General features: G+C 67.5%; 22 protein-coding genes. 12 read left to right on the top strand and 10 right to left on the bottom strand.

What is annotated here, in order from left to right:
• The first annotated feature begins 1 nt into the window (after nucleotide 1).
• The 5 genes from LRP66_RS04365 (at nucleotide 2) to gmk (ending at nucleotide 2,664) form a co-directional block, all read left to right on the top strand.
• On the top strand, nucleotides 2-394 hold the full coding sequence (locus LRP66_RS04365) for a YraN family protein (RefSeq protein ID WP_230481284.1): 393 nt from the start codon (nucleotides 2-4) through the stop codon (nucleotides 392-394).
• Between the two features lie 60 nt (nucleotides 395-454).
• A complete protein-coding gene (gene gshB / locus LRP66_RS04360) occupies nucleotides 455-1,417 on the top strand; it encodes a glutathione synthase (protein ID WP_230481283.1) in 963 nt (320 codons plus the stop codon).
• 91 nt (nucleotides 1,418-1,508) lie between these two features.
• Nucleotides 1,509-1,718: a hypothetical protein gene (locus LRP66_RS04355; protein WP_230481282.1), complete on the top strand. Its 210-nt coding sequence runs from the start codon at nucleotides 1,509-1,511 to the stop codon at nucleotides 1,716-1,718.
• Complete coding sequence (locus tag LRP66_RS04350) at nucleotides 1,715-1,924, top strand: hypothetical protein (protein WP_230481281.1); 210 nt, start codon at nucleotides 1,715-1,717, stop codon at nucleotides 1,922-1,924. Before LRP66_RS04355 ends, LRP66_RS04350 begins: the two co-directional genes overlap by 4 nt.
• 80 nt (nucleotides 1,925-2,004) lie before the next feature.
• Entirely contained in the window at nucleotides 2,005-2,664 is a 660-nt protein-coding gene (gene gmk, locus LRP66_RS04345; protein ID WP_230481280.1) for a guanylate kinase, read from the top strand.
• 174 nt (nucleotides 2,665-2,838) lie between these two features.
• Here gmk and LRP66_RS04340 read toward each other — a convergent pair whose 3' ends face one another.
• Genes LRP66_RS04340 through LRP66_RS04330 form a run of 3 tightly spaced genes read right to left on the bottom strand, consistent with a single transcriptional unit; the run spans nucleotide 2,839 to nucleotide 4,402 of the window.
• On the bottom strand, nucleotides 2,839-3,525 hold the full coding sequence (locus tag LRP66_RS04340; RefSeq protein WP_230481279.1) for an ATP12 family chaperone protein: 687 nt from the start codon (nucleotides 3,523-3,525) through the stop codon (nucleotides 2,839-2,841).
• Nucleotides 3,522-3,740 carry a hypothetical protein gene (locus tag LRP66_RS04335; protein WP_230481278.1) on the bottom strand — a complete coding sequence of 73 codons (219 nt, stop codon included), beginning with the start codon at nucleotides 3,738-3,740 and terminating at the stop codon, nucleotides 3,522-3,524. Before LRP66_RS04335 ends, LRP66_RS04340 begins: the two co-directional genes overlap by 4 nt.
• Nucleotides 3,737-4,402, bottom strand: coding sequence for an HAD-IA family hydrolase (locus tag LRP66_RS04330; RefSeq protein ID WP_230481277.1), 666 nt, complete (start codon nucleotides 4,400-4,402; stop codon nucleotides 3,737-3,739). The genes LRP66_RS04335 and LRP66_RS04330 overlap by 4 nt, the downstream gene beginning before the upstream one ends.
• A gap of 165 nt (nucleotides 4,403-4,567) precedes the next feature.
• On the opposite strand from LRP66_RS04330, the gene LRP66_RS04325 reads away from it, so the two are divergent.
• Nucleotides 4,568-4,957 (top strand): glycine zipper 2TM domain-containing protein, encoded by a 390-nt coding sequence (locus tag LRP66_RS04325; protein WP_230481276.1) that lies wholly within the window; start codon nucleotides 4,568-4,570, stop codon nucleotides 4,955-4,957.
• 106 nt (nucleotides 4,958-5,063) lie between these two features.
• Here the strand turns inward: LRP66_RS04325 and LRP66_RS04320 are convergent, their stop codons facing one another.
• The 3 genes from LRP66_RS04320 to LRP66_RS04310 form a co-directional block, all read right to left on the bottom strand.
• The gene (locus tag LRP66_RS04320; RefSeq protein ID WP_230481275.1) at nucleotides 5,064-6,155 is read right to left on the bottom strand and encodes an RluA family pseudouridine synthase; all 1,092 of its coding nucleotides are present in this window, start codon (nucleotides 6,153-6,155) and stop codon (nucleotides 5,064-5,066) included.
• Entirely contained in the window at nucleotides 6,152-6,526 is a 375-nt protein-coding gene (gene crcB, locus LRP66_RS04315; protein WP_230481274.1) for a fluoride efflux transporter CrcB, read from the bottom strand. The genes LRP66_RS04320 and crcB overlap by 4 nt, the downstream gene beginning before the upstream one ends.
• Before the next feature lie 114 nt (nucleotides 6,527-6,640).
• Complete coding sequence (locus LRP66_RS04310; protein WP_230481273.1) at nucleotides 6,641-7,375, bottom strand: hypothetical protein; 735 nt, start codon at nucleotides 7,373-7,375, stop codon at nucleotides 6,641-6,643.
• 129 nt (nucleotides 7,376-7,504) lie between these two features.
• Here LRP66_RS04310 and LRP66_RS04305 point away from each other — a divergent pair, with 129 nt between their 5' ends.
• On the top strand, nucleotides 7,505-7,726 hold the full coding sequence (locus LRP66_RS04305) for a hypothetical protein (protein WP_230481272.1): 222 nt from the start codon (nucleotides 7,505-7,507) through the stop codon (nucleotides 7,724-7,726).
• A 56-nt stretch (nucleotides 7,727-7,782) separates the two neighbouring features.
• Here LRP66_RS04305 and LRP66_RS04300 read toward each other — a convergent pair whose 3' ends face one another.
• Together LRP66_RS04300 and LRP66_RS04295 are read right to left on the bottom strand one after the other, a co-directional pair.
• Entirely contained in the window at nucleotides 7,783-8,346 is a 564-nt protein-coding gene (locus tag LRP66_RS04300; protein WP_230481271.1) for a glycine zipper 2TM domain-containing protein, read from the bottom strand.
• 178 nt (nucleotides 8,347-8,524) lie between these two features.
• Nucleotides 8,525-8,833, bottom strand: coding sequence for a glycine zipper 2TM domain-containing protein (locus tag LRP66_RS04295; protein ID WP_230481270.1), 309 nt, complete (start codon nucleotides 8,831-8,833; stop codon nucleotides 8,525-8,527).
• Nucleotides 8,834-8,969: 136 nt separating this feature from the next.
• On the opposite strand from LRP66_RS04295, the gene LRP66_RS04290 reads away from it, so the two are divergent.
• On the top strand, nucleotides 8,970-9,611 hold the full coding sequence (locus LRP66_RS04290) for a trimeric intracellular cation channel family protein (protein ID WP_230481269.1): 642 nt from the start codon (nucleotides 8,970-8,972) through the stop codon (nucleotides 9,609-9,611).
• A 94-nt stretch (nucleotides 9,612-9,705) separates the two neighbouring features.
• Here LRP66_RS04290 and fumC read toward each other — a convergent pair whose 3' ends face one another.
• Both fumC and LRP66_RS04280 read right to left on the bottom strand, forming a co-directional pair.
• Nucleotides 9,706-11,097: a class II fumarate hydratase gene (gene fumC, locus LRP66_RS04285; protein ID WP_230481268.1), complete on the bottom strand. Its 1,392-nt coding sequence runs from the start codon at nucleotides 11,095-11,097 to the stop codon at nucleotides 9,706-9,708.
• A 69-nt stretch (nucleotides 11,098-11,166) separates the two neighbouring features.
• Nucleotides 11,167-11,652 (bottom strand): SspB family protein, encoded by a 486-nt coding sequence (locus tag LRP66_RS04280; protein ID WP_230481267.1) that lies wholly within the window; start codon nucleotides 11,650-11,652, stop codon nucleotides 11,167-11,169.
• Nucleotides 11,653-11,724: 72 nt separating this feature from the next.
• On the opposite strand from LRP66_RS04280, the gene hisB reads away from it, so the two are divergent.
• From hisB to hisF, 4 genes are read left to right on the top strand one after another with little or no spacing between them, the layout of a single operon-like run.
• Nucleotides 11,725-12,312 (top strand): imidazoleglycerol-phosphate dehydratase HisB, encoded by a 588-nt coding sequence (gene hisB / locus LRP66_RS04275; RefSeq protein ID WP_230481266.1) that lies wholly within the window; start codon nucleotides 11,725-11,727, stop codon nucleotides 12,310-12,312.
• Nucleotides 12,309-12,914 (top strand): imidazole glycerol phosphate synthase subunit HisH, encoded by a 606-nt coding sequence (gene hisH, locus LRP66_RS04270; protein ID WP_230481265.1) that lies wholly within the window; start codon nucleotides 12,309-12,311, stop codon nucleotides 12,912-12,914. The genes hisB and hisH overlap by 4 nt, the downstream gene beginning before the upstream one ends.
• Nucleotides 12,911-13,645, top strand: a complete 735-nt coding sequence (hisA, locus tag LRP66_RS04265; RefSeq protein WP_230481264.1) for a 1-(5-phosphoribosyl)-5-[(5-phosphoribosylamino)methylideneamino]imidazole-4-carboxamide isomerase — start codon at nucleotides 12,911-12,913, stop codon at nucleotides 13,643-13,645. Before hisH ends, hisA begins: the two co-directional genes overlap by 4 nt.
• Complete coding sequence (gene hisF, locus LRP66_RS04260) at nucleotides 13,642-14,403, top strand: imidazole glycerol phosphate synthase subunit HisF (RefSeq protein ID WP_230481263.1); 762 nt, start codon at nucleotides 13,642-13,644, stop codon at nucleotides 14,401-14,403. Before hisA ends, hisF begins: the two co-directional genes overlap by 4 nt.
• The last annotated feature ends 10 nt before the right edge of the window (nucleotides 14,404-14,413 follow it).

Genomic DNA, 14,413 nt, shown 5'->3' with positions numbered 1-14,413 from the left:
CATGTCGCTCCCGCCTGCCCGCCCCCGTCGCGCCGACACGCTTCGCAATCGTCGTGCTGCCGAGGAAACGGGCCGACGCGGCGAGCGGCTGGCCGCATGGTGGCTGCGGCTCAAGGGCTGGAGCATTCTCGACCGCCGCGTCCGAACGCCTGCGGGCGAGGTCGACCTGATCGCGCGACGTGGATCGCTGGTCGCCTTCGTCGAGGTCAAGACGCGCAAATCGGCCGTCGAACTGGATTTCGCGATCGACGAACGACGGCTCGCGCGGGTCGCGGCGGCGGCGGAGGCGCTGATGCCGCGCTATGCCGGGCCGGGCGACGATATCCGCGTCGACGTGATCCTGCTCGCACCCGGCACCCGGCCACGCCATATCGAAAATGCCTGGATCGGGTGACAGCGGCCGGGCGAACGACTAATTCCGCGCGCAAAGACCCGTCCGAAGGAAGGAAATCCCATGTCCAAGCCGCTGACCGTCGCCGTCCAGATGGACCCGATGGACCAGATCAACATCGCGGGCGATTCGAGCTTCGCGCTGATGCTCTCGGCGCAGGCGCGCGGGCACAGGCTCTTCCACTATGATGCGGGCGACCTGAACTGGTCCGACGGGCATCTCTGGACCAAAGCGCATCCGGTCACCGTGCAGCGGGTGGCGGGTGACCATTATGCGTTCGGCGAACCCGTCCGGCTCGATCTGGGTGACGAGGCCGATGTCGTTCTGATGCGGCAGGATCCGCCCTTCGACCTGGGCTATATCACCGCGACCCATCTGCTGGAGCGCGTCGCCGAGAAGACGCTGGTCGTCAACAATCCGCGCAGCGTGCGCAACGCACCCGAAAAGGTCTTCGTCCTCGACTATCCGCACTTCATGCCGCCGACGCTGGTCACCCGCTCGCTGGACGAGGCGCGCGCGTTCCTGGCCAAGCATGGCGAGATCGTGATCAAGCCGCTCCATGGCAATGGCGGCAAGGCGATCTTCAAGGTCGGGCGCGACGGCGCCAACCTGTCCGCGCTGATCGAGGTGTTCAACACCGCCTATCGCGAACCGCATATGGTGCAGGCCTTCCTCCCCGCCGTCGCCAAGGGTGACAAGCGGATCGTGCTGATCGACGGCGAGGTCGCGGGCGCGATCAACCGCCTGCCGGGAGAGGGCGAGATTCGCTCCAACCTGGCGGTCGGCGGATCGGCGGAAAAGACCGAACTGACCGCGCGCGAACGCGAGATTTGCGCGGAGCTCGGTCCCGAACTCAAGCGGCGCGGGCTGTTGTTCGTCGGGATCGACGTGATCGGCGGCGAGTGGCTGACCGAGATCAACGTCACCTCCCCGACCGGCATCGTCGCGATCGAGAAATTCGACGGCACCGATGTCGCCGGCCTGATCTGGGACGCGATCGAGGCACGCATCGCCGCCAAGGGGTAAGCTGTTCCTCCCCGGTACGGGGCGGACAGACTTTTCGGAACCCATCCCACTCCCCATGCTTTTCCTGCCCAGAGCAACGAAGGGCATGAGCATGGGTGCAACGACAATCGGCGCGCTGGTCGGCGCTGCGATCGACGGCATGTCGGGCGATGACGGCGTCGGCGACGGCGCGATCGTCGGTGCGGTGACCGCCAATGTCCTGAAACTCGTGCTGCCGCTCGCCATCACCTACGCGGTGGGCTGGGCGGTGCTGCGCGGCGCGGGCGAGTTGAAGGACCGGGTTTTTGGAGAGGTGCAATGATCGGACGGATTGTAGGCGCGCTGGTCGGGCGCGAAGTGAGTCGGCGCGACGGCAATAGCGGCCTCAAGGGCGCGGCGCTGGGTGCGCTGGCGGTCGGCGGAATGCGCCGCCTGGGGCCGCTCGGCCTGCTGCTCGGCGGCGGCTATGCGGCCAAGAAGGCCTATGACCGGCACAAGGCGGGCAAGGTCGCGGGCAGCCGCTACTGACCGACGTTTGACAGCATCGGCGTAACGCAGCGCGTCAGGCATGTCTTGACGCGCTGCGACTGCGTGCGTCAAAGGCAGACATGCCCAACTCGCCCGCCCATTCCGACGATCTCCACAAGCTGAAGCGCCGCGGCATGCTGTTCGTGCTGTCCTCGCCATCGGGTGCGGGCAAGTCCACGATCGCGCGCAAGCTGCTGGCCGACGACGCCGGATTGCAGATGTCGGTTTCGGCGACGACGCGCGGCATCCGCCCCGGCGAGGTCGACGGCAAGGACTATCACTTCGTCGATCTCGAGGAATTTCGCCGCATGGTGGCGAATGACCAATTCCTCGAATGGGCGCATGTCTTCGACAATCGCTACGGCACCCCGCGCGCGCAGGTCGAGGCGATGCTGGCCGCGGGCAAGGACGTGCTGTTCGATATCGACTGGCAGGGCGCGCAACAGCTTTTCCAGATCGCGGGCGGCGACGTGGTCCGCGTCTTCATCTTCCCTCCCTCAATGGAGGAACTGCGCCAGCGCCTCGAGCGCCGCGCGACCGATTCGGCGGCGGTGATCGACGCCCGCATGGCACGCGCGACCAACGAGGTCAGTCACTGGGACGGCTACGACTATGTCCTGGTCAACGATGATGTCGAGCAATGCTTCCAGGGCGTGAAGACGATCCTCCAGGCCGAACGCCTCAAGCGGTCGCGCCAGACCGGGCTCATCGGATTCATTCGGAAACTGACGACGAAGTAACGAGCCAGCCCGGCCGCTGTCCCGCGTTTTCGGCGCGCGCCATCCCGTGCGCTTCGCCTTCGCCCAGCGCCAACGCACGGCATGTCCTAGCCCCGATCGACATTCACCTATGCCTGTCCTTCCCCCGCCCCTCGTAGTGGGGAGAGGGGAGAATAAGCGGAATGTCGATCCGGCCTAATTCTGGAGCGCTCGCAAAAACCGGATCGCGGCGTCGAACTCACGCCGTTTCGCCTCGCGCGCCTCCACGGCAAGATAATCCTCGCCCCATTGTTCGGCCTGGAAATCCTCGTCGACATGCGCCGTGGTCCAGATCGCGTCGGCCTCCGCCGCCCCCTCCAGCAAAGCCAGCGCCAGCACCAGCGACCCGGTGATCGTCACCACCGGCGACAGTGCCGCGAGCCGGAACGGGTCGAGCGCCACGACCGCCTGCGCCAGCCTCGCCACGGTCGCGTCGGGCTGGGGCTGATGCATGATTCCCGTCACAAGGGTGAAATGCACATCATATCGGTCGCGCGCCCACTCGAGTAGCGGGTTCCACGCCGCATCCTGCCGCGCCACCAGCTCGGGCGGCGAATCGGCGCGGTAATAGAGAAGGTCGCTCTCGGCATAGCGCGCCAGCCCGTCCGCGAAGGGCGCGGGATCCGCCGCGATCCGATCGATCGCGGCATTGGCGAGCCCGGTCAGCGGCATGGCGCGTGGATCGACCGTCTCCCCGACCGAGCGCCACTCCTCCGCCACCGCCTCGGCCAGGGCAACCGTCGGAAGCGACAGCGGCGTGCGTCCGGGTGTGCGGACCGGGCGATCGTCGAGCCGCACCACCCGGTCGGCGTCCACCGTCACCGCCTGCCAGAACCGCTTCATTCGCCGCCACTCCGCCAGCGATGCGCCAGCCCGGCGGGGACGATCGCGATCATCGCCAGCGCCGACAGGACGATCGCCATCCCCAGCACCTTGTGCGGCCAATGCACCCCGCGCGAGGCGAGCACGATGCCGAACACCGCGCCCGCCACACCGATCAGCCGAACGAGGACGATGACCAGCCAGCGCCGCCGCGCGCATCCGACATCCTCGCTCATGGCCGCGCCAGAAGCCTGGGCAGGTCCGATACCTCGTCGGCGACGACCGCCGCGCCTGCCTTCACCAGTTCGTGCACGTCATGATATCCCCAGGCGACACCGACCGGGAAGGCGCCCGCCGCCTTGCCCATCGCCATGTCGAAACTCGTATCCCCGATCATCGCCACGTCCCCGGCCGCCACGCCGGTTTCCGCCATAGCGGCGAGGACCATCGACGGGTCGGGCTTGGACGGGTGACGATCGGCGGTCTGCAGCGTGACGAAATGATGGGACAGACCATGCTCGGCGAGCACCCGCGCCAGCCCGCGATCCGACTTGCCGGTCGCCACACCCATCAGCCAGCCATCCGCCGCCAACCGATCGAGAAGTGCCGCGATCCCCTCGAACAGCGGTTCGGGCTCCATCGCGCCCTCGGTCCGCAGGCGGAAGAAGGCGGCCTTGTAATCGGCCGCCAGACGGCGATGCATGTCCTCGGGCTCGGCGGGGGCCAGGACGCGCATCGCCTCGACCAGGCTCAAGCCGACGATGCGGCGGATCGCCGAAGCCGGGGGCGGGGTCAGGCCGGCGAGATCGAACGCTTCGATCGCGGCGAGGCATATATTGGCCTGGCTGTCGACAAGGGTGCCGTCGCAATCGAACAGGGCAAGGCGCGGTCGCGTCATCGCCCCCTCCTATCGGCACCGGCGGCGTGGGGGAAGCATGACGTTTTGCATGAACGACAGCTAACAGGCGCATTCAGCATCGGAACATCGCGAATCACCCATAAGGGCTCCAACGACGACGGGATCGCCCCGCCGCCGCCGGTTAAAAGATCAAGGGAGATTGTGATGTTCAAGAAGCTCTCGCTCGCTGCCGCTGCCCTTGCTGTCGGCGCCACGGCCATGGTTCCGACCGCCGCTTCGGCGCAGCGTTATTACGACCGCTACGACCGCGCCTATGGCGGCGCCTATTCGGACGGTTACAATCGCGGCCCCGGCTATGACCGTGGCTATTACGACCGTCGCGGCGGCTATGATCGCGGCTATTACAACCGTGGTCCGCAGCGCTGCAACAGCGGCACGACGGGCACCATCGTCGGCGCGATCGCGGGTGGCCTGCTGGGCCGCACCATCGATACCCGTGGTGACCGTACCCTCGGCACGATCCTGGGCGGTGGCGCCGGTGCGCTGGCCGGTCATGCGATCGAGAAGTCGAACAACCCCGGCTATTGCCGCTAATCCGAAGCTTCGAGGGGGCGCCGCCCCCTCCCCGACTTCGTCACGGAGCCCCGTCGGCCGAAAGGTCGGCGGGGTTTGCCGTGTCCGCCAGCGGCCGGATGCGGCGTCAGCGCTCGCCGCGACCCCGCCGTTCGCCGCGCCGTTCCTTGCGATATTGCTTGGCGTGCGCCTTGGCGCGCTGCTTGAGCACCTCCTTGGGCGGGGGGCCGCGATCCTCGTCCTGGGGCAGGATGTCGCCGCGAATCTCGTCGAAGCCGAGCTGGTTCATTGATTCGGCGAAATGGCTCGGCAGCTCGGCGGTCTGGTCGATGCGCCCGCCATCGGGATGATCGACGCGGATGCGGCGCGCATGAAGGTGCATCTTGCGGCTGATCCCGCCGGTCAGGAACGCCGCCGCGCCGCCATATTTGCCGTCGCCGACGATCGGATGGCCGATCGCCGCCATGTGGACGCGAAGCTGGTGGGTGCGACCGGTGAACGGCTGCAACTCGACCCAGCAGCAGCGATTGCCCGCGCGCTCGATCACGCGGTAGCGCGAGCGCGCCGACTGGCCGTTTTCCTCGTCGACATGCATCTTCTCGCCGCCGGTGCCCGGCTGCTTGGCGATCGGCAGTTCGATCGTGCCGTCGTCGATCGAGGGAACGCCGACCACCAGCGCCCAATAGATCTTGCGCGCGGTGCGCCCCGAAAACGCCTTGGCGAAGAAGGCCGCCGAACGCGCGTTGCGCGCGACCAGGAGCGCACCCGACGTGTCCTTGTCGAGCCGGTGGACCAGCTTGGGCCGTCCCTCCGCCTCGAACTGCAGGGCGTCGAGCAGGCCGTCGACATGCGTCGTCGTCTTGGTCCCGCCCTGCGTCGCCAGGCCCGGCGGCTTGTTGAGGACCAGCGCGTCGCGGTCCTTGTGGATCACCAGTTCGCGCGCGAACGCGATCTCGTCCTCGGTCAGCGAATTGCGCGGACGGCTGGGCTTGGCGCTTTCGGCGGGCGCGGGCTCGGCGGGGGGTACGCGCAACACCTGCCCCGCCTGGATCCGGTCGCCCGGCGTGGCGCGCGCGCCGTCGACGCGCAATTGCCCGGTGCGGGCCCATTTGGCGACGAGGGTGAAGCTGGTGTCGGGCAGATGCCGCTTGAACCAGCGGTCGAGCCGGATACCGTCGTCGTCATAGCCGACCGTGAATTGGCGGACAAAGTCCGTCATGCGAAAATCCTCGTCATCCATAGCCCCGCCCATAGCGCGGCCAGCGAACCCAAAAGCGACAGCGCGACATAGGCCAGCGCGGTGCCGCTCTGCCCGCGCTCGATCAGCGTGATCGTGTCCAGCGAAAAGGCGGAGAAGGTCGTATAGCCCCCCAGTACGCCGACGCCGATGAACAGCCGCCACCCCTCATGCCCGCCAATCCGCGCGAGCACGCCCGCCAGCACGCCCATGGCGAGACAGCCGACCCAGTTGACCGCCAGCGTTCCGAACGGAAAGCCGGAGCCGAGTGCTTCGGTCAGCACGCGCCCCGTCAGATACCGTCCCCCCGAGCCCAGCGCGCCGCCCAGCATCACGAGTAGAAGCGGTGACATAATCCCGCTCCCCTAGCGTAAGCCGACGTTTCGCGCAAAGGACAAGCGATTCGAGTTGGACGGGCGTTGAAGCATCGGATTCCGCCCCCGAAAGGCTGGCGGTGGCGTCGCCCCCTACCCGCCCTTCACCACCAGATCGACATCGGTGCCGCCGCCCGAGCGCTGGGTCGCATAGACCATATAGGCGGCATCTCCGCGTGTGCCCCCCAGGACATGCTGCGCGCCGTCCATCTTGTGCTCGGCGGAATAGCCCGCTCCGCTGGCATGGGTGTAGTAATAATCGATGACCTTGCTCGCGGCGGCCGAGGTCCGCAGGCTGACGATGCGCAGACCGCAACCGGCCGCGTCGTTACCCGCCGCCTCCGCCACCTGCGCGGCGGGATAGGGTGCGAAGGCGCCCGGCAGACGCTGCGCCCATGCCGCCGAATAGCGCAGCCCAGACAGGCAGGCCGCGTTGCCCGCCTGCTGCCCGGCCTTGGCCGCGAGCGTGAACGCGCTCGCGGAGGCGCGGCATTCGGGGCAGTCGCGCGACGCGGGCGGCGCGGACTTCAGCGACCTGGCATCGACCGGATCGGGGGCGAGCGGCAGCGACGGGACCTTGTCACTCGCGGGCTGGTTCGGCGGGCGCAGCGCATTGGCGTTGGCGCTTTGGGTCAGGCCGGGGTCGACCATGATCTGTCCGCCCAACGCTTCGCGCAGTTGCGGATCGCGCGCCGGGCTGCCGTCGTTCATCGCGGCGAGTTCCTTGTCGAGCGCGTTGAGCTGCGCATCGTCGTCATTCGCGCCCCCGCAACCGGCAAGCATCAGACATCCGAGCGGGATCAGCATATGTCGGGATAGTGCCTTCATGCCCCCTTCCCTAGCATGGGGATGCAACCCGATCGTTAACCGTGTACCACCCGCCCCGGCCGCGCGTCCCGGTGCGGGATCGTCGCGTCGCCGCTTGTGCAACGCGCGCCGCGACGCCATCTTGCCCGCATGTTGAACCTGTTCTCGATCGTCATCGGTGTGGTCGCGCTTCTGCTCGGCATCGTACCGTTCCTGCCGTTCTTCGCCTGGGGCTATTGGTTCGTCATCCCCATCGCGATCGTCGGCGCGGCGGTGGGTGCGTTGTCATCGCGCAACAGCGGGCGCAACCTCAACCTGATCCTCATCCTGATCTTCGGCCTTCGACTGATGCTCGGCGGCGGCTTCATCTGAACGGCGAACGGCCCGGCGAGTCTCCCCGCCGGGCCGTCCCCTCGAACGTCGATGATTTAGCGGCAGCGAACCTGACCGCGATCGATCTGTTGCCCCAGCAGCGCGCCGCCGCCCGCACCGATCACCGTGCCCAGCAGGCGTGACCCGCCGCCCGCGATGACGTTGCCCAGCGCACCGCCTGCCAGTCCGCCGATCACCAGCCCGGTGGTCCCGTCATTGCGGCGGCAGTAGAAGCGGCCGTTCATACCGCGATAGATGCGGTCGTTGCGTCCCAATGCGCGCGGCTGATAATAGCGGCCGTCGCGATAATAGCGCTCGGCATAATAGCCGCGCTGACCCGGTTCGAAGCGATTATAGTCGTAGTTGCGCCAGGCCACGTTGCGCATGTCGCGGCGATAGTCCTTGCGCGCGTCGCGAATGTCCTCGCGATACTCCTTGCGCGCTTCACGGACGTCGCGACGCGAATCGGCGTTGCGGACATCGCGGCGATAGTCGCGGCGGGCATCCCGCACGTCTTCGCGATATTCCTGACGTGCCTCATAGCCATTACGCTGCGCTGCGGCAGGCATGGCGGTAAATGCGGTGGCGGCGATCGTCGCCGACAACAGAGCGATACGCATGACTATTCTCCCGTCTATGATGTGGGTTTAACGCCCATCTTGGTGGCGACGTTGCGTTAACTGAAAACTACCTTGCGTTCACGGACGGGACAGTTTCCCGGACTCCACGCACAGCAAAAGGGCGCCACCGAAACGGTGACGCCCTTCATGCCGCCGCGACGGTGCGCGTCGCGTGAGGTTAGCGGCAGCGACGATTGCTGGTGCTGCGCTCGACCTCGCGACCCGCCAGCGCGCCGACGGCGGCGCCGCCCAGCGTACCCAGCGTGCGGTCGCCGCGCGTGTCGATCGTCCGACCCAGCAGCGCACCCGCCACGCCACCGACGACCAGACCCGTGGTCCCGTCGGGCTTGCGGCAGCGGACGCGGCCGCGGTCATCGCGCCACTCGCGATACTTGTAGCGACGCTGCGCATCGGCGGCGGTCGCGGGCAGGACCAGCGAGGGGACGACCATCGCCGTGCACCCCAAAGCGAGCATCAATTTCCGCATGACAATGTTCCTTTCGAAATGATCTGGTGCCGTAACGTCCGTATTCTACTGTCCGTTGCATGAACGCGAGATAACGTGCCGTTCATTTCCGGGACGGCCTTTCCGAGAGGGGACGGGCGCTATAGGGTCCGGCGCGATGCTGCCCGAACCGACCGCCATGCTGCCTGCCGTGATGCCCTGGCTCGATCTGGCGGGACTGGCGGTATTCGCGGTGTCGGGCGCACTGGTCGCGGCCAGGCATCGCCAGACGATGGTGACCCTGGTCTTCTTCGCGCTGATCACCGGCGTCGGTGGCGGCACGCTGCGCGACCTCCTGATCGATGCGCCGGTCTTCTGGGTGCATGACCCCCGCGTCCCGGTCGTCTGCCTGATCGCCGCGATCACCGTATGGGCGACGCCCGAGCGCTGGTGGCGGGGCAGCACGCTCGACTGGTTCGACGCGGCGGGGCTGGCGGCCTATGCCGTCTATGGCGCGGCCAAGGCGAGCAGCTATGGTATCTCGCCCATCCCGGCGGCGATGCTTGGCGTGATGTCGGCCTGTGTCGGCGGGATCATCCGCGACGTGATCGCGGGCGAGCCATCGATCCTGATGCGCCCGGAACTTTACGTCACCGCCGCCGCGCTGTCCTCGACCAGCTATGTCGTGCTGATGCAATTGGGCGTGCCGCTGGCGGGTCCGATTTCGGCGCTGGCCGGATTCGTCCTGCGCGGCGCCGCGATCCATTACCGGATCGCCCTGCCCGCTTATCCGGCCAAGGGGTGGGAGGATCGGGGGTAAGTCCCTTGGGCTTCGACTATGCCCGGCCTGAACGGGAGTGAGGGCTTGGTCCCGAATTCCCGTTCAGCCTGAGCGAAGTCGACGGCCACGGGAATCACCGTCCCAGCATCAGCTCCGGTCGCACCACCCGGTCGAAGGTCGCCTCGTCGACCAGCCCGAGTTCGAGACCGGCCTCCTTCAAGGTCTGCCCCTTCTGATGCGCATGTTCGGCGATCCTGGCCGCATTGTCATAGCCGATCTCGGGCGCCAGCGCCGTCACCAGCATCAGTGACCGGTCGAGCAGGTCGGTGATCCGTTCGCGATTGACGGTCATGCCATCGACCGTCCGGGTCGCGAAGCTCTCCATGCCGACCGCCAGCAGGTGGATCGATCGCAGCACATTCGCACCGATCAACGGCTTGAAGACGTTGAGTTCGAGATGCCCCTGCAACCCGCCCACCGTCACGGCGGCGTTGTTGCCGATCACCTGTGCGGCGACCATGGTCAGCATCTCGCACTGGGTCGGATTGACCTTGCCCGGCATGATCGAGCTGCCCGGCTCGTTGGCAGGCAGTTCCAATTCGCCGAGCCCCGAGCGCGGGCCCGAGCCGAGCAGGCGGATATCATTGGCGATCTTGGTCAGCGCCACCGCCAGCACGTTGAGCGTCCCGTGCAGGTCGACCAGCCCGTCATTGCTCGCCAACGCCTCGAACTTGTTGGGCGCGGTGACGAAGTCGAGCCCGGTCGCCTCCGCGATCTCCGCCGCGATCGCCTCGGCGAAGCCGCTCGGCGCATTGAGCCCCGTGCCGACCGCCGTCCCGCCCTGCGCCAAGGGCAGGATGTTGCGATGGAGCGTCCCCTCGATCCGGTCGCGCGCATTGGCGAGCTGCTGGACATAGCCCGAAAATTCCTGGCCCAGCGTAAGCGGCGTCGCGTCCTGCAAATGGGTGCGGCCGATCTTGACGATCGAATCCCATTCGCGCGCCTTGGCCTCCAGCGCGGCGCGGAGCCGGTCGAGCGCGGGGAGGAGCTGCTTCGTCACGGCGAGCGCCGCCGCGACGTGGAGCGCGGTCGGGAAGGTGTCGTTGGAGGACTGGCCACGATTGACGTCGTCATTGGGGTGGACCGGCGACTTGCCGCCGCGTGCGCCGGTCAGCATCTCGTTGGCGCGGCCCGCGATCACCTCATTGGCGTTCATGTTGGACTGGGTGCCGGAGCCGGTCTGCCAGATCACCAGCGGGAACTGGTCGTCGTGGCGCCCGTCGATCACTTCCTGCGCCGCCGCCTCGATGGCATCGGCTTTTTCGGCGGCCAGGCCATGGCCACGATTGATCCGCGCGGCGGCCTTTTTGACGATCGCCAGGGCGTGGACGATGCCGACCGGCATCTGCTCGCGCGCGCCGAAAGGGAAGTTTTCCAGGCTGCGTTCGGTCTGCGCGCCCCAATAGGCGGCGGCGGGAACGGCGATCGGACCGATCGAATCGGTTTCGGTACGGGTTTCGGTCATGGGGACAGGGACTCACCGGGTGGGGATTGTGTTCCCGGTGAGTGTAAAGCGCGCCGCCTCCGTCGTCCCTTATTTCTTCCGCTTGAAATCCACCGCGACGACGTTGCTGCCGTCCTCGACGGGCTTGCCCACCGGCTCGTCATTCTCGGCCGAGCCATGCGGATCGGGATCGCCCTGGGGATCGTCCGCGACGTGGAAGCCCAGCTCGAACTGGACTTCGGGATCCTGGAAGCGGGTGATCGCCGAATAGGGGATGACCAGCTTCGAGGGCACCTGGTTGAAGCTTAGCCCCACCGAAAAGCGATTCTCGTCCACCGTCAGATCCCAGAATCGGTTCTGCAGGACGATGGTCATCTCGTCGGGGAAACGCTCGATCAGCCGCTGTGGAATGTCCACGCCCGGCGCCTGGGTCTTGAATGTGATATAGAAATGGTGGGTGCCGGGCAGGTGCCCCGTCTCCGCCACCGGGCCGAGCACACGCCCCACCACGGCGCGCAGGGCCTCCTGCACGATGTCGTCATAGGGGATGAGGCTGTCGGGCAATCCTTCGGTCATGCGCCATGGACTAGCGGCCTTTGATCGCGGGTCAAGATTGCATGGGACGGATAGGTGTTTAAGGGAGAGGCCATGCGCACCGCCTCCGTCCACCGCGCCACCGCGGAAACCGTCATCGACGTCACCGTCAATCTCGACGGCACCGGCGTCTATCAGAACGCCACCGGCATCGGGTTTCTCGACCATATGCTCGACCAGCTGTCGCGGCATTCGCTGATCGACCTGTCGGTCAAGGTCGAGGGCGACCTGCATATCGACGGCCACCACACGACCGAGGACAGCGCGCTGGCGATCGGTCAGGCCTTTGCCAAGGCGCTGGGCGACAAGCGCGGTATCTATCGCTATGGCGAGGCGCTGTCGCCGATGGACGAGGTGCTGACCCGCACCGCGCTCGACATTTCGGGTCGTCCCTGGCTGGTGTGGAAGGTGCCGTTCACCAACCCCATGCTGGGCACGCTCCAGACCGAGATGATCGAGCACTGGTTCCACAGCTTCGCGCTGGAAGCGGGGATCACGCTCCACGTCGAACTGCTCCACGGCCACAACAACCATCACATCGCCGAGAGCATCTTCAAGGGCCTCGCCCGCGCATTGCGGATGGCGGTCGAGATCGACCCGCGCAAGGCGGACGCCATCCCCTCCACCAAGGGCATGTTGTGACGCTGGCGCTGGTCGATATCGAATCGGGCAACCTCCACTCGGTCGAAAACGCCTTGCGCGCGGCGGGAGCGAGCGATGTGGTCATCACCGCCGACCCGGACGTGATCGCCCGGGCCGATCGGGTCGTCCTCCCCGGTGTCGGCGCGTTCGGCGCGTGCGCGGCGCATCTGCGCAGCGTCGACGGGCTCGAGGAGGCATTGCGCGATGCCGCCCTCACCCGCACGCGGCCTTTCTTGGGAATCTGCGTCGGTATGCAGCTCCTGGCCGAGACCAGCGAGGAGATGGGCGAGCATCGCGGGCTCGGCTGGATCCCCGGCCGGGTCTCGCGCCTCGCGCCCCGCGACCCGGCGGCGAAGGTGCCGCATATGGGCTGGAACGATGTCCGGCCCTCTCGCGAGCATCCCCTGATCGTGCCGGGCGAGGCCTATTTCCTGCACAGCTATGCCTTTACCGGCGAGCATGTGCTGGCGACGACCGACCATGACGGCCCCGTCACCGCCGCGATCGGCCGCGACACCGTGGTCGGCGCGCAATTCCATCCCGAGAAGAGCCAGCGCTACGGCCTCTCGTTCCTGACCCGTTTCCTGGAGTGGCATCCGTGAGCCTCATCGTCTTCCCCGCCATCGATCTGAAGGGCGGCCAGGTCGTCCGCCTGGCCGAGGGCGATATGGACCGCGCGACCGTCTATGGCGACGATCCAACGCATCAGGCCCTGCTCTTTGCCGAAGCGGGCGCGCAACATCTCCACGTCGTCGACCTGGACGGTGCGTTCGCGGGCCAATCGGTCAATGGCGAAGCGGTGCAGGCGATCGTCGAGGCCTTTCCCGGCCACGTCCAACTCGGCGGCGGCATCCGCAAGCCGGAGAATGTCGAGCGCTGGTTCGATCTGGGCGTGTCGCGCGTGGTGATCGGCACGGCGGCGCTGGAGGATCCGGATTTCGTCCGCGATATGGCGAAGGCCTATCCCGGCGGGATCGTCGTCGCGGTCGATGCCAGGGACGGCATGGTCGCGACTCGCGGATGGGCCGATGTGTCGGACGTCTCGGTCGAGGATCTGGCGCGGCGGTTCGAGGATGCGGGCGTTGCCGCGTTGCTGTTCACCGATGTGGGCCGCGACGGGATGCTCAAGGGCTGCAACGTGCCCGCGACCGTCGACCTCGCCCGTGCGGTGCGGATTCCGGTGATCGCCAGCGGCGGCGTCGCGGGGATCGGCGACATCCATATGCTCGCGCTTCATCATCAGGAGGGTGTCGAGGGCGTCATCACCGGCCGCGCGCTCTATGACGGGCGGCTCGACCTGGCGGCGGCGCTGTCGGTGGCGGCCGCCGCATGACCGTTCGCGCGCGCGTCATCCCCTGCCTCGACGTCGCCAATGGGCGCGTGGTCAAGGGCGTCAACTTCGTCGACCTGATCGACGCGGGCGATCCGGTCGAACAGGCGCGCGCCTATGACGCGGCGGGCGCGGACGAACTCTGCTTCCTCGACATCACCGCCAGCCTTGAGGCGCGCGGCACGATCCTGGACGTGGTGCGGCGGACGGCGGCGGTATGCTTCATGCCGCTGACCGTCGGCGGCGGGGTGCGCACGGCGGAGGATGCGCGCGCGCTGCTGCTGGCGGGCGCGGACAAGGTGGCGGTCAACTCCGCCGCGGTCAGCCGTCCGGAAACCGTCTCCGACATCGCCGAGCGATTCGGCAGCCAGTGCTGCGTCGCCAGCGTCGATGCGAGGCGGACGGCGGATGGCTGGGAGGTGTTCACCCATGGCGGACGGCGCGCGACCGGGATCGACGCGGTCGCCCATGCGCTGCGGCTGGCCGAGCTGGGCGCGGGCGAACTGCTGGTCACCTCGATGGATCGGGACGGGACCCGGGGTGGGTACGATCTGGAGCTGATCCGCACCATCGCCGACCGGACCAGCGTGCCGGTGGTGGCGTCGGGCGGCGTCGGTGGGCTGGACGATCTCGTCGCGGGCGTGCGCGACGGTCATGCCTCGGCGGTGCTGGCGGCGTCGATCTTCCATTTCGGCGATGCGTCGATCGCGGATGCCCACCGGGCGCTCGCCGCGGCGGGGGTGCCGGTTCGGACGCATTGATTTTCGCGCG

Source organism: Sphingomonas sp. Leaf21, from assembly GCF_916858675.1.
Taxonomy (GTDB): Bacteria; Pseudomonadota; Alphaproteobacteria; order Sphingomonadales; family Sphingomonadaceae; genus Sphingomonas.
This window is presented reverse-complemented; position numbering and strand designations above follow the sequence as displayed.